Consider the following 15,034-nt stretch of genomic DNA (forward strand, 5'->3'; position numbering starts at 1 on the left):
TCATTGCTCCTTGAACGCGGCGTCGACGCGTTCGAGCATGGGTTTGAGCAAGTAGCTGAGCAGGTTGCGCTCGCCGGTCTTGATGGTGACGGTGGCGGGCATGCCGGGGCGGATATGGTTGCTGCCCAGCAGGCCCATGCCGGCGGGCGTCACTTCCACCTGGGCCAGGTAGAACGGCTGCTTGCTTTCTTCGTCGAGCAGGCGGTCGGCGGAAATGGTCTTCACCCGCCCCGGAATGTTCGGCGTCTGTGCGTGGTTGAAGGCCGGGAAGGCGATGTCCACGTCCAGGCCCGGCACCATCTTGTCGATAGCCTGCACCGGGATCATTGCGTCTACCTGCAGGGGCTGGTCGAGTGGCACCACCTCCATGATCTTGGCACCGGGCTGGATGATGCCGCCGACCGTGGCAATGCTCAGGCCCTGGACCATGCCATCGATCGGCGAGCGGATCACCGTGTGGGTCACTTCGTAGTCCAGTGCGCGCAAGCGGTCGGCCAGGGTGGTGTTTTCCTTGGCGGTGTCGGTCAGTTGCGATTCCACTTCTTTCAGGTAGTCGTGCTGGCGCTGCAGGATGCGCAGCTTGATCTCGGTGGCCTGGCTGCGTGCCCGGGCTATGTTGTTGAGGTTTTCTGCCTGGCCGGCGGACAGGTCGGCATTGCTGCGCTCCAGCTCCAGCAGGCGGTTGCGCGGTACGTAACCTTCGGCGGCCAGCACCCGTGTGCCTTGCAGTTCCTGGTTGAGGAAGCCGATCTGTGAGGCGCGGGCACCGTACACCTGCTGCAGGCCCTTGAGCTGCACCGCCGAAGCGGTGAGGTTTTCCTCAAGGATGCTCAGTTCCCCCGCCAGGCCGGCGCGGCGGGTGTCGAGCAGGCGCTGTTGCAAGTCCATGGCGGCCAGCAAGCGAGGGTCATTGGCGTAATGCTGGAGCAGGGCAGGGTCGAAGGTGACCGTGTCGCGGCCGTCGCGTTCGGCTTCCAGGCGGTTTTCCACGGTTTTGCTGACGATGTACTGCGCGCTGAGCGCGCCTTGCTCAGCGACTGCGCGCAGGGCGTCGAGCCGCACCACTTCCTGGCCTTTTTTTACCAGATCGCCTTCGCGCACCAGGATCGCCTCGACCGTGCCGCCGGTCAGGTGCTGTACCGCCTTGCGGTTGCTGGTGACCTTGACCGTGCCGGTGGCTACCACGCCTGCGTCCAGTGGCGCCAGGCAAGACCACAGCAAGAAACCGCCAAAACCGGCAATCACCATCCATACGCCCCAGCGTACTGGCCGGGCCGCATCCAGGTCGATCAGGTTCTTGGCTTCGGCGGGGATCAACTCAGCGTGTTGAGTCATCTGCATGATCGGCTACTCCCTTACTTTGACCGAAGCCAGCGGTGCCGCACCGGCCGCTGGAATCACGGCAGCCTTGCGCAGCGCCGCGAATACTTCGTCGCGGCTGCCGAGCATGTGCACAGCGCCGTCGCGCAACATGAGTATCTTGTCGACTGCACACAGCACATTGGGCCGATGGGAAATCAGGATCACCGTGGCGCCGCGCGCCTTCAACTCGGCCAGCGCATCCACCAGGGCCTTCTCGCCGACGTCATCGAGGTTGGCGTTGGGTTCGTCCAGCACGACCAGGTTGGGCTCGCCATACAGGGCGCGGGCCAGGGCGATACGCTGCTTCTGGCCGCCGGACAGTGGGGTGCCGTCGGCGGCCAGGCGCGTGTCGTAGCCCTGCGGGAAGTGCAGGATCATGTCGTGTACGCCGCTGCTGCGGGCAGCACGGATCACCGCATCGCTGTCCACCTCGGCAAAGCGCGCGATGTTTTCGGCGATGGTGCCCTCGAACAGCTCCACGTCTTGCGGCAGGTAGCCCAGCCAAGGGCCGAGTTCGGCCTTGTTCCAGGTGAAGATGTCGGCACCATCCAGGCGCACCTTGCCGGCCTGGGCCGGCCACACACCCACCAGCAGGCGGGCGAGAGTAGACTTGCCCGAAGCCGAAGGGCCGATGATGCCTAAGCTTTCACCCGGCACCAGGCTGAAGCTGACCCCGCGCACGATGCTGGTGGTGGTGCCGGGGGCACCGGCGATCACGTTTTCCACGGCCAGCATGCCCATCGGCCGCTGCAGCGACATGCTCGGTGGCCGCTGCGGATAGTCTTGCAGCAGGTCGTTGAGCCGGCCCCAGGCCAAGCGGCAACCGAGCAACTGCTTCCAGGAGGCAATCACCTGTTCCACCGGGCCCAGGGCGCGGCCGGTCAGGATCGAACACGCGATCATCATGCCGGGGGTGATCTTGCCTTCTATTGCCAGCAACGCACCGGTACCGAGGATCAGCGACTGCAAGGTGATGCGCACGAAACGCCCGGTGCTGCTGATCAGCGCCGCGCGGTCGGAGGCCAGGGTCTGCATCTGCAGGATGCGCAAGTGCCCTTGGTACCAGCGCTTGCCGATTGACGGCAGCATGCCCATGGCCTCGATCACTTCGGCGTTGCGCAGGTTGTTGTTGGCGTAGCTGGCCGACGTCATGGCGGCCTGATTGGCTTCGGCCAGTGGCTTTTGCGTAGCCTTCTCGGTGAGGTAGGCCAGGCCCACCAGGATCAGCGAGCCAATCATCGTGACCAGCCCGAGCCAAGGGTGGATCAGGTAGCAGACCACCAGGTAGATCGGCGTCCATGGTGCATCGAAAAAGGCGAACAAACCGTTGCCGGTCAGAAACTGCCGCACTTGCGCCAGGTCCTGCAGGGCCTGGGCCGGGTTGCCGCCGGCGCGGCTCAGGTTGCGTTCGAACGCGGCGCTGAAGATGCGCCGGTTGAGGTCCATGTCCAGGCAGTTGCCCACCCGGATCAGCACGCGGGTACGGGTCATCTCCAATGCCGACATCAACAGGAACAACCCGACCACCAGCAGCGTGAGCATGCCCAGTGTGGTGACGTTGCGGCTGACCAGCGCGCGGTCATACACCTGCAGCATATAAATAGCTGGCGTCAACATCATGACGTTTATCACGCCGCTAAAGGCGGCCAGGGCATAGAAGCTGCGGCGCAAGCGAAAGAGCACGTCGGCCAGCTCGGAGCGGGTGCGTGGTGGCTTAGGCATCGGGGGCCTCCCTTCGTTACAAGTCGGGAAGCCCTTGCGGCGCCCCGTACAACGGTAGTTGTGGCTTCTTGGTCGGCTCGCAGGCGGGTCGCTCTTATGGCGAATAGTCCAAAACGCTGCGTTGCTCCCACATGCACGAGCGTAGGTTGCAACGAAACATTCGGTAATATCATTTTGCTCTATTAATACTTTGAACTTTTTATAAGTGCCAGAAAAACAGCTATTTGCATCGCATTATCATCATCGAACGATTTTTTTGACGGGATATTGACAAGCTTTTGCCCTGCGACTTTAGTCTGAAGTATTCGGGCCCTGTGCAAGCTGGGGTCGATGCACGTGCGTTACACCTGTATCGCACGGTTAACAGGCCCTCCCGGAGCGGTGGGGCCGGCTTTCGAGTAATGAGGCTGAGGCGCCAACACAACAGCATTGAGCCGCCGAGCCCTTAAAAAAGAACCAGATACTGCGCACGTCAACACTGACTGGGCGCGGGAAGGACCCTGTTGCCCTGTGATTTCTCTTGAATGATCGAGGGCAATTGAAATGGCCAATTTCAGCAAGTCAGACCTGGAATTCATCCTCAAACAGATCTTCATCGCCGAAGCCCACGCAGATGGCGCCAGCCTGATCGACCTGCTGCCCAACAGTCAGGTGCCGTTCGGCCTGCGCACCGTGGATGGCAGCTTCAACAACCTGGTCGCCGGGCAAAGCGAGTTCGGCGCTTCTGACAACGCGTTCCTGCGCTTGCTCGATGCCTCCTACCGCGCCAACTATGTGGGCACCGGCAATGTCGTCGATTCACAACCGCGCACCATCAGCAACCTGATCGTCGACCAGACGGCGAACAACCCGGCTGCGGTCGAGGCCAATGGCGGTGCTGCTCCGGTGATGAGCCCGGGGATCGATGGGGTGTTCGGCACCGCTGATGACAAGCCTGTGTTCTTCATCCCCAACGTCTCGCCCGACGTGGGCCTGACGGCTGGCTTCAACGCCTGGATGACCTTCTTCGGCCAGTTCTTTGACCACGGTCTTGACCTGGTGAGCAAGAGCAGCACCGATATCGTGTTCATTCCGCTGCGCCCCGACGATCCGCTGTTCGTGGCTGGCAGCCCGACCAACTTCATGGTGCTTTCACGTGCCGTACGTACCGCCGGTGCCGATGGTGTAGTGGGCACGGCCGACGATAGCCAGCCCAACACCACCTCGCCGTTCGTCGACCAGAGCCAGACCTACAGCTCGCACCCCTCGCATCAGGTGTTTCTGCGCGAATATGCGTTGAATGCCGCAGGCGACCCGGTGGCCACCGGGCGGTTGATCACCAACCGCGACCTGGGCGCGGACGGCAAGTTCGGCACAGCTGACGATGGCAACAGCGAGAATGGCGGCATGGCCACCTGGGCGGTGGTCAAGGCTCAGGCCCGTGACATGCTGGGTATCAACCTGACCGACGCCGACGTGCACAGCGTGCCGCTGCTGGCCACCGATGCCTATGGCAACTTCCTGCGTGGGCCCAACGGCATGCCGCAAGTGGTGATGCGGGTGAACAATGGCGCCGATGGTATTGCCGGCACGGCCGACGACGTCACCCAACTGGTCGAAGGCGACCGCAACGCGCCGATCAGCCTGGCCAACGCCGTGAGCACCGGGCATGGCTTCCTTGACGACATTGCCCACAACGCCGCGCCCGTGGTGGTGGGCGGTGTGTTGCAGGCCGATGCCGACACCGCAGTAGGCAACGCCCAGCCAGTTGGCCCAGGCGGCAACAACCTGACCTACGACAACGAACTGCTCGACGCCCACTACATCGCCGGTGACGGCCGGGTGAACGAAAACATCGGCCTTACTGCCGTGCACCATGTGTTCCACTCCGAGCACAACCGCCTGGTGCAGCAGACCAAGGACACCTTGCTGGCCGCCGGTGACCTGGCGTTCCTCAACGAGTGGCTGATCGACGATGTCACCGCCATCCCCACCACGCCAGCCGGCATCGCCGCACTGGTATGGGACGGCGAGCGGTTGTTCCAGGCCGCCAAGTTCGGCACCGAAATGCAGTACCAGCACCTGGTGTTCGAAGAGTTCGCGCGCACCATTCAGCCGCAGATCGACGAGTTCCTCGCCCCCAACGGCTACGACACGTCGATCAACCCGGCCATCCTCGCCGAGTTCGCCCATGTGGTGTACCGCTTCGGCCACTCGATGCTGACCGAAACCGTCGACCGCTTCGACCCCGACTTCAACCCGGTGTCGGGCGACCCCGCCAACCCGGATCAGCAACTGGGCCTGATTGCCGCCTTCCTCAACCCGCTGGCCTTCGCCGGCAGCGGTGCCACCGCCGACGAGGCAGCCGGTGCGATCATTCGCGGCGTGACCCGCCAGCTGGGCAACGAAATCGACGAGTTCGTCACCGAGGCGCTGCGCAACAACCTGCTTGGCCTGCCGCTGGACCTGCCCGCGCTGAACATCGCCCGTGGCCGTGACACCGGTATCCCCAGCCTGAACGAGGCGCGCCGCGAGTTCTATGCCGCAACCGGTGACAGCCAGCTCAAGGCCTACATCAGCTGGGTCGATTTTGCCGACCACCTCAAGCACCCGGCGTCGCTGATCAACTTCATCGCCGCCTACGGCACCCACGCCACCATCACCGGGGCCACCACCGAAGCGGCCAAGCGCGCCGCCGCAGTGGCGCTGGTGCTTGGCGGCGACGGCGCGCCTGCCGATCGCCTGGACTTCCTCAACAGCACCGGCGCCTATGCCAACGTGACGCTGGCCGGCAAAGACGGTATCGCCGGCACGGCCGACGACATTGCCGGCGTGACGGTGACAGGTGTCGATGCCATCGACTTCTGGGTCGGCGGCCTGGCCGAGAAAAAAATGCCCTTCGGCGGCATGCTGGGTTCCAGCTTCAACTTTGTCTTCGAAACCCAGCTGGAAGCGTTGCAGAACGGCGACCGCTTCTACTACCTGTCGCGCACGGCGGGCATGAACTTCGGCACGGAACTGGAGAACAACTCCTTTGCCAAGCTGATCATGGCCAACTCCGACGTCACCCACCTGTCCAACACCGTGTTCCTCACGCCCACCTTCACCCTGGAAGTGAACCAGGCCAACCAGTTCACCGGGCTGGGGGCCGACGGCAAGGCCGACCCAACGGGCGGCATCGAAATCAACGGCGTGGAAATCGTACCGCTGGTGATTCGCGACAACCCTGACACTGTTGGGCCCGACAGCAACTTCCTGCACTACACCGGTGAAGACCATGTGGTGCTCGGCGGCACTGCCGGCAACGACATCATCATTTCCGGCGAAGGTGACGATACCGTTTACGGCGATGCCGGCGACGACGTGCTTGAAGGTGGTGCTGGCAACGATGCCGTGCTGGGCGGTGCAGGTGACGACATCATCACCGACTCGTTCGGCGACAACCGCCTGGAGGGCAACGCCGGTAACGACGTGATCGTCGCTGGCAGCATGCTGGTGGCCGGCAACCTGATTCTGGGCGGCGACGGTCAGGACTTCATCATCACCACCGAGGATATTTCCACCACCTTCGGCGGCCAGGGCGACGACTTCATCCTCGGTGCCAAGACCAACCTGCCACCCACCGGCAACGAGGGCGACGACTGGATCGAGAAGGGCACCCAGGACGGTGCGCCCGGCGACAACTTTGCGCCGCTGCTGGGTGATGAGGTGGTCGGCAACGACATCTTCGTCGGGGGCGGTGGTTTTGATGAAATGATCGGTGAAGGCGGCGACGACATCTTTGTCGGCAGCGATGCCCAGGACAAGATGGACGGCATGTCCGGCTTCGACTGGATCACCAACAAGAACGACAAGGTCGGCGTTACCGTTGACCTGAGCCTGGCCGCGCTGGCCCAGCCCCATGGCAATGCACCAAACCAGAACGCCGGGGTATTCAACCCGGTCGGCGCCTCGCCGGCCAGCATCCTCGACCGCTTCGCCGAGGTGGAAGGGGTGTCCGGCTCGAACTACGCCGATGTGCTCAAGGGCGATGACGTCGATGCCGTGACCATCCTCAACCATGGCGGTGCCACCGGCAGCGCACTGACCAACGTGGCATTGATCCGCGGCCTGCAGCAGTTCCTGGCCGATGCCGGGTTGCCGACCACCGGCTTTGCCACCGGCAACATCATGCTCGGCGGCAATGGTAGCGACCTGATCGAAGGCCGTGGCGGCGATGACCTGATCGATGGCGATAAATGGCTGAACGTGCGCATTGCGGTGTATGCCCCAGGCGACGTCAACCACACCGGGCCAGAGATCGCCAGCTTCGACAGCATGGTCGACATGATCCCGTTCATGCTCGACCGCACTTACAACCCAGGTCAGCTCAAAGCCGTGCGGGAAATCCTGCCGGGTACCTCGACCGGCGGCGCGGCCTTTGACACTGCCATATACGCGGGGGTGCAGAGCGAATATGTGGTGACCCAGAACACCAAAGGCACGGCTGACGTTGCCGATGACGTGTGGACGGTGACCGATACCGTGGCCGGCCGCGATGGCGTGGATACCCTCCTGCACATCGAACGCCTGCAGTTCGCCGACAGCCAGCGCGTGCTGGTGGAAGGGGTGAACGCGCAACCCACCGGCAGCCCGACCGTGCTCGATGGCAACGGCGGTGCGATCACTGTGGGTGACATGCTGACAGTGAGCGTGGCGGGCGTGCTCGACGCCGACAACGTCAGCGCGGGCAACCTGACCGGCACACTTGCCGACCGTTCGGTTTCGTACTACTGGCAGTTCGAGGCCGACCCGGGCAGTGGTGTGTTCCAGGACATCATCCTGCTGCCGGCCGGCGACCTGGCGTTCCAGAGCGCCGACGGTACGTCGTTCAAGGTATCGCCAGACCTGGCCGGGCTAAGCCTGCGGGTCAAGGCGATCTACCAGGACGCCCATGGCACTACCGAAGTGCTCTTCTCGCAGCCCACGGCCGTGGTACAGCCGGGCGCACCGGTGGTGCCGACGCCGGCCACCCCGGTCGTGGATGCCACCGCTGGGGGGGAAGGGCTGCACATGGTGCGCTCCGACCTGAACTTCATCCTGGCCCAGATCAAGATCGCCGAAGCCGATGCCGCCGGGCAGGACATCCTTTCGTTGATCCCCAACATCCGCGCGCCCTTGGGGCTACGTGCGGTAGATGGCTCGAACAACAACCTGATGAACCTCAACGGCACCAACAACACCCAGTTCGGTGCCGCCGACAACGTCTTCCCACGCGTGACCGACCCGGTATTCAACCCGGCAGAGGGTGCCCCGGCCGGGTTCTTCGGGCCTGGCTCGCCAGCCATTCCGGGGACGTCGTACCAGCAAACCAGCGGCCCGGTGTTCGACTCGCAGCCGCGTACCATCAGTAACCTGGTGGTCGACCAGACCTCCAACAACCCGGCGGCTTATGCCACCGCGTATGACCCGGGCGCGGACGGCGTGCTCAACTTCGGCACGCCAGGCAACGACGACGTGCTCAAGGACGGCGTGCGCATCGTTGCCAGCCCCGGCATGGATGGCCAGTTCGGCACCACCGACGACCACGATGTGTACCTGTTCGAAAACACTGCAGCCGATGCCGGGTTGTCCGCGCCGTTCAACGCGTGGATGACCTTCTTCGGACAGTTCTTCGACCATGGTCTGGACCTGGTCACCAAGGGCGGCTCGGGTACCATCTACATCCCGCTGCAGCCGGATGACCCGCTGTACGTGGAGGGTGGTTTCACCAACTTCATGGTGGTAACCCGTGCCACCAACCTGCCAGGGCCGGATGGCATCCTCGGCAACGCCGATGACATTCACGAGCACACCAACACCACCACGCCGTTCGTGGACCAGAACCAGACCTACAGCTCGCACCCCTCGCACCAAGTGTTCCTGCGCGCCTACATCATGACCGATGATGGCCCTGTCGCTACAGGCCGCCTGATCACCAACCGTGACCTGGGCGCCGATGGCAAGTTCGGCACCGGCGACGACACCGAAATCGGTGGCATGGCCACCTGGAAGGTGGTCAAGGCCCAGGCCCGCGACCTGCTCGGCATCAACCTGACCGACGCCGACGTCGACAACGTGCCTTTGCTCGCCACCGACGCCTACGGCAACTTCATCAAGGGGCCGAACGGCTACCCGATGGTGGTGATGAAGGGCCTGGACGGCATTGCCGGCACGGCCGATGACCAGCAGGTCGAAGGCAACCCGCTGGCGCCGCTCGACCTGACCAATGCCGTGCGCACGGGGCACCAGTTCCTCGCCGACATTGCACACAATGCCGTGCCGGTGTTCAGCGGTGGTGTGCTGGCGCCGGATGCCGACGACGTGGCCGGCAACGCTGTGCCCGTCAACCCGCAGACCGGGGCCAACCTGGCCTACGACAACGAACTGCTGGATGCGCACTACATTGCCGGCGACGGCCGGGTCAACGAGAACATCGGCCTGACCGCCGTGCATGCCGTCTTCCACGCCGAGCACAACCGGCTGGTGGCGCAGACCATGGACACCGTGCTCGACTCGGGCGACCTGGCGTTCCTCAATGAGTGGCTGCTCAACCCGGTCACCGCTTTGCCGGTCACCCCGGCCGAGATCGATGCCCTGGTATGGAACGGCGAACGCCTGTTCCAAGCGGCCAAGTTCGGTACCGAGATGCAGTATCAGCACCTGGTGTTCGAAGAGTTCGCCCGTACCGTGCAACCACGGGTCGACCTGTTCTTCGCCCCGACCCAGGTGTATGACGTGGACCTCGATGCGTCGATCGTGGCCGAGTTCGCCCACACCGTGTACCGCTTTGGCCACTCGATGCTGACCGAGACTGTCGACCGCTTTGACGTCGACTTCAACGTCATCCAGGACCCGGCCAGTGCCAACCCCGAACAGCAACTGGGCTTGATCGCGGCGTTCCTCAACCCGCTGGCGTATGCCGCCAGTGGCGTCACCCCCGAGGATGCCACCAGCGCCATCGTGCGCGGGGTTACTCGCCAGGCCGGTAACGAAATCGACGAGTTCGTCACCGAGGCGCTGCGCAACAACCTGCTTGGCCTGCCGCTCGACCTGCCGGCGATCAACATCGCCCGTGGCCGTGATGTCGGCATCCCTTCGCTGAACGCTGTGCGCCGCGACATCTTCGGGCAAACCGGCGACACCCAGCTCAAACCGTACACCAGCTGGGTCGACCTGGTGCAGCACCTGAAGCACCCCGAGTCGCTGATCAACTTCATCGCGGCTTACGGCACCCACAGCAGCATCACCGGTGCCACCACCCTGCTCGAAAAACGCGCTGCGGCCATGGCCCTGGTGTTCGGCGGCGATGGTGCGCCGGCCGATCGCCTGGACTTCCTCAACAGCAGTGGTGCCTGGGCCAATGTGACCCTGCCGGGCAAGGATGGCGTGCTGGGTACGGCCGATGACCTGAAGGCTGTGACCGTGACCGGTGTCGATGCCATCGACCTGTGGATCGGCGGCCTGGCCGAGGCGAAAACCCCGTTCGGCGGCATGCTCGGCAGTACCTTCAACTTCGTGTTCGAAAACCAGATGGAGAAACTGCAGGACGGTGACCGCTTCTACTACCTGGAGCGCACCTCTGGCCTGTCGATGAACGCCGAGCTGGAGAGCAACTCGTTCGCCAAGCTGATCATGGCCAACACCTCGGCCACCCACCTGCCGGGCCTGGTGTTCTCCGACCCGGGCTTCTACCTGGAACTGGACCAGAGCAAGCAATACAACGACGGCTTGGGCAATGCCGACCCGCTGGGCGAGAACGGCGAGCAGGTGGTGTTCCGCGACAGCCCGCTGACGGTTGGCCCGGACACCAACTACATCCGCTATGCCGGTGCCGAGCACATCGTGCTGGGCGGCACCAACGGTGACGACATCCTGGTGTCCAGCGAGGGTGACGACACGGTCTGGGGCGATGGCGGCAACGACCGCATCGAGGGTGGCGACGGCAACGACCAGCTGCGCGGTGGCGCCGGCGACGACATCATCAGCGACATGGGCGGTGACGACAACATCCAGGGCGGCGACGGCAACGATGTGCTGCACGGCGGTAATGGCGTCAACCTGATCATCGGCGGTTTCGGCAACGACTTCATCGTCACCGGTGAGGACGCTTCCGAAGCCATTGGCGGCCAGGGCAACGACTTTATCCTGGGCAGCAAGGCCAACGAACAGGATATGGGTAACGAAGGCGACGACTGGATCGAGAAGGGCACCTCGGACGGTGCGCCTGGCGACAACTTCGACCCACTCGGCAACGACCCGATCATCGGCCACGACGTGTTCATCGGCGGCAACGAGAACGACAAGTTCAACGGTGAAGGCGGCGACGACATCATGGTCGGCAGCCTGGGCTTCGGCGACCGCTATATCGGCGGCTCCGGCTACGACTGGGCGACCTTCAAGGACCTGGCCCAGGGCGTGACCGTCGACTACAGCGACCGCTTCTTCGATGTGCCGCCGGTACCGGGCTCGGGCGCGTCGGCGCTGGTGCGCTTCGACATCATGGAAGGCCTTTCCGGCTCGTCCCATGGCGACTTCCTGCGCGGTGACAACGAAGACGCCGCCAGCCTGCCGACCAATGGCGCCACGGGCAGCGTGCTGACCAACATCAACCTGATCAACGGCCTGTCCAGCCTGCTGGCTGCCGGGGCGACGTTCTACGATGGCGGCAACATCATCCTCGGCGGCAGCGGCAGCGACCTGATCGAAGGCCGTGGTGGCGACGACATCCTCGACGGTGACAAGTGGCTGAACGTGCGCATCAGCGTGCGCGCCAACAGCGACGGCACCGGCCCGGAAATCGCCAGTTTCGACAGCATGGAGCCGATGGTGCCGCTGATGCTCAATGGCACCTACAACCCGGGCCAGCTGGTGATCATCCGGGAAATCCTCAATGGCACCGACAGCTATGACACGGCGGTGTTCTCGGGGGTGGCCACCGACTACAGCGTGGTGGTCGATGGCAACGCGGTGATCGTCACCGACCTGGTGGCCGGGCGTGATGGTGTCGACCGCCTGACCGGTATCGAGCGGCTGCAGTTCTCTGACCGCTCGCAGGCGTCGGGTGTGGGCACTGCCGTGAACGCCGGCCCTACGGGGCACCTGGCGATTCTCGATGCGGCCACCGGTTTGCGTGACGATACCCCCGTCAGTGGTCAGCTGCTGCGTGTAACACCGCTGGCCGTGCGCGATGCGGACAACGTCAGTGCGGCCAACCCTACCGGTGCAGTCAACGGCCCGGTAGCGTACTACTGGCAAGTCGAAACGCTGCCGGGTTCGGGGGTTTACGAAGACATCACCTTCGTTGCCGCAGGGGAGGTCTCGCGGGCCATTGGCACCACTTACCGCGTAACGGACGACGTGGCCGGCCTGAGCATCCGCGTTCGCGCGGTGTATCAGGACGCCAAGGGCACGCTGGAAATCGTCGACTCGTCGGCGAACAGCGCGCCGAGTGCTGGCCCGACCGTGACCGGGTTGCTGGTGCAGAACCAGACACTGACGGCCAACACGGCAACCATCGTCGATGCCGACGGCCTGAGCAACCCGCAGTTCACCTTCCAGTGGCAGTCCAACCGGGGTCTGGGCTGGGTCAACATTGTTGGCGCCATCAGCAGCACCTTTGTCCTGACCCAGGCGCAAGTGGGGCAGAACATGCGGGTGGTGGTCAGCTACGTGGATGACTTTGGTGTGCAGGAAAGCATCGCCTCCGACATCCTCGACCCTGTGGCCAACGTCAATGATGCCCCGACCGGTGCGCTGCTGATCAGCGACACCACGCCAGACATCGGGCAGACGCTGACGGCACTCACCGGCAGTATTGCCGACATTGACGGGCTGGGGGCGTTCAGCTTCCAGTGGCAGCAAGGTACCGGTGGCGTCTTCACCGACATCGTTGGCGCCACTGCGGCCACCTTCACGCCAGGCCTCAACCAGGGAGGCCAGCAATTGCAGGTGATCGTGCGCTACACCGATGCTTTCGGCACCGTGGAGACACTCACCTCGGCGGCGACTGCTGCAGTACCAGGGTTGACGCTGGTCGGCACCAACGGTGCCGATATCCTGATTGGGAGTGCAGGCAATGACGTGATCTCGGGCCTGGACGGCGCCGACCAGCTGTTTGGCGGGCTTGGCAACGACGTTCTTGACGGCGGGCTTGGTAACGACATCCTCAACGGCGGGCTTGGCGCGGATGCCATGACCGGCGGTGCTGGCAACGACACCTTCGTGGTCGACAACGTCGGCGACACGGTAAGCGAAGCGCTTAACGGCGGTGTAGATCTGGTGCAGACCATCCTGGCCAGCTACAACCTGGGTGCCAATGTCGAAAACCTGACCTATACCGGGGTGGGCAACTTCATCGGTGGCGGTAACACGCTGGCCAACGTCATTATCGGCGGCGCTGGCAATGACCTGCTCAATGGCGGTGCAGGTGCTGACCGCTTGCTGGGTGGTCTCGGCAACGACACCTACGTGGTGGATAACGCTGGGGATGTGGTGATTGAGGCGGCGGGGGCGGGTACGGATAGCGTGCGTACAACGTTGGCCAGTTATGGTATGAGCAGCAACATCGAGAACCTCGTCTATACCGGCACGGGCAACTTCATCGGTGGTGGTAACACGCTTGACAACATCATCACCGGTGGCGCGGGTGACGACTTGCTCAATGGCGGTGCGGGTGCTGACCGCTTGGTGGGTGGCCTCGGCAACGACATCTACGTGGTGGATAACGCCACAGATGTGGTGATCGAGGGCGCGGGTGCCGGTACGGATTCCGTGCGTACCACTCTGGCCAGTTATGGCATGAGCATCAACATCGAGAATCTGGTTTACACCGGCACGGGCAACTTCATCGGTGGTGGTAACACGCTGGACAACATCATCACCAGCGGCGCTGGCGACGACTTGCTCAATGGCGGTGCGGGTGCTGACCGCCTGGTGGGTGGCCTTGGCAACGACATCTACGTGGTGGATAACGCCGCAGATGTGGTGATCGAGGCGACTGGTGCAGGTACGGATACCGTGCGTACTACGCTGGCGAGCTACGGCATGAGCAGCAACATCGAGAACCTCGTCTATACCGGGGCAGGCAACTTCATCGGTGGCGGTAATACGCTGGATAACATCATCACCGGTGGCGTTGGCAACGACCTGCTCAATGGCGGTGCAGGCGCGGACCGTTTGGTGGGGGGGCTCGGCAACGATACTTACGTAGTGGATAACGTCGGAGATGTGGTGATCGAAGCCAGCGGGGCTGGTACGGATACCGTGCGTACCACGCTGGCAATCTATGGTATGGGCAGCAACATCGAGAACCTGGTCTACACCGGGGCTGGTAACTTCATCGGTAGCGGTAACACCATGGACAACCTCATCATTGCAGGCGGTGGCAACGACGTGATCAACGGTAGCGCGGGTAACGATCAGCTGCGGGGTGGCAGTGGCAACGACACCTTGAACGGCGGTGACGACAACGACAGCCTCGATGGTGGCCTTGGCAACGACATTCTGAACGGTGGCACAGGCAGCGACACGCTGTTCGGTGATGCTGGCAACGATATCCTGTCCGGTGGCAGTGGCAACGACTTCCTCAACGGTGATGTTGGCGACGACACGGTCAACGGCGGTGCCGGCGATGACACGATGATGGCCACTGATGGCAATGATGTCTTCCAGTTCGCCGCCGGTTTCGGCAATGACCTGATCATCAACTTCGACAGCAACGCGACCGGTGGCCAGGACCTGCTGGATATCACGGCCTTCAACATCACTGCGGCGACCTTTGCCGCCAGCGTCACCATCGCCGATGTTGGCGACGATACGCTGGTCAGCATTGGCGCCACCGACTCCATCCGCCTGGTAGGGGTGGCGGATGCAACCACAGTAACGGCAGCGGACTTCACCTTGGCGGGTTGAGGAGCCCAGGGGTAAGGTGTTGTCTTCAAATACCGGGGCT

3 protein-coding genes are annotated in these 15,034 nt (G+C 63.4%); 1 reads left to right on the forward strand and 2 read right to left on the reverse strand.

The genetic code is table 11. The annotated features are described in order from the left end of the window. A complete protein-coding gene (locus tag B9A31_RS06555) occupies positions 1-1,341 on the reverse strand; it encodes an HlyD family type I secretion periplasmic adaptor subunit (RefSeq protein ID WP_016711195.1) in 1,341 nt (446 codons plus the stop codon). A 6-nt stretch (positions 1,342-1,347) separates the two neighbouring features. Next, positions 1,348-3,084 carry a type I secretion system permease/ATPase gene (locus B9A31_RS06560; protein ID WP_019097807.1) on the reverse strand — a complete coding sequence of 579 codons (1,737 nt, stop codon included), beginning with the start codon at positions 3,082-3,084 and terminating at the stop codon, positions 1,348-1,350. A gap of 543 nt (positions 3,085-3,627) precedes the next feature. Here B9A31_RS06560 and B9A31_RS06565 point away from each other — a divergent pair. Further along, entirely contained in the window at positions 3,628-14,994 is an 11,367-nt protein-coding gene (locus B9A31_RS06565; RefSeq protein WP_084296749.1) for a peroxidase family protein, read from the forward strand. The last annotated feature ends 40 nt before the right edge of the window (positions 14,995-15,034 follow it).

It is taken from the genome of Pseudomonas sp. URIL14HWK12:I5, assembly GCF_900176445.1.
Taxonomy (GTDB): domain Bacteria; phylum Pseudomonadota; class Gammaproteobacteria; order Pseudomonadales; family Pseudomonadaceae; genus Aquipseudomonas; species Aquipseudomonas monteilii.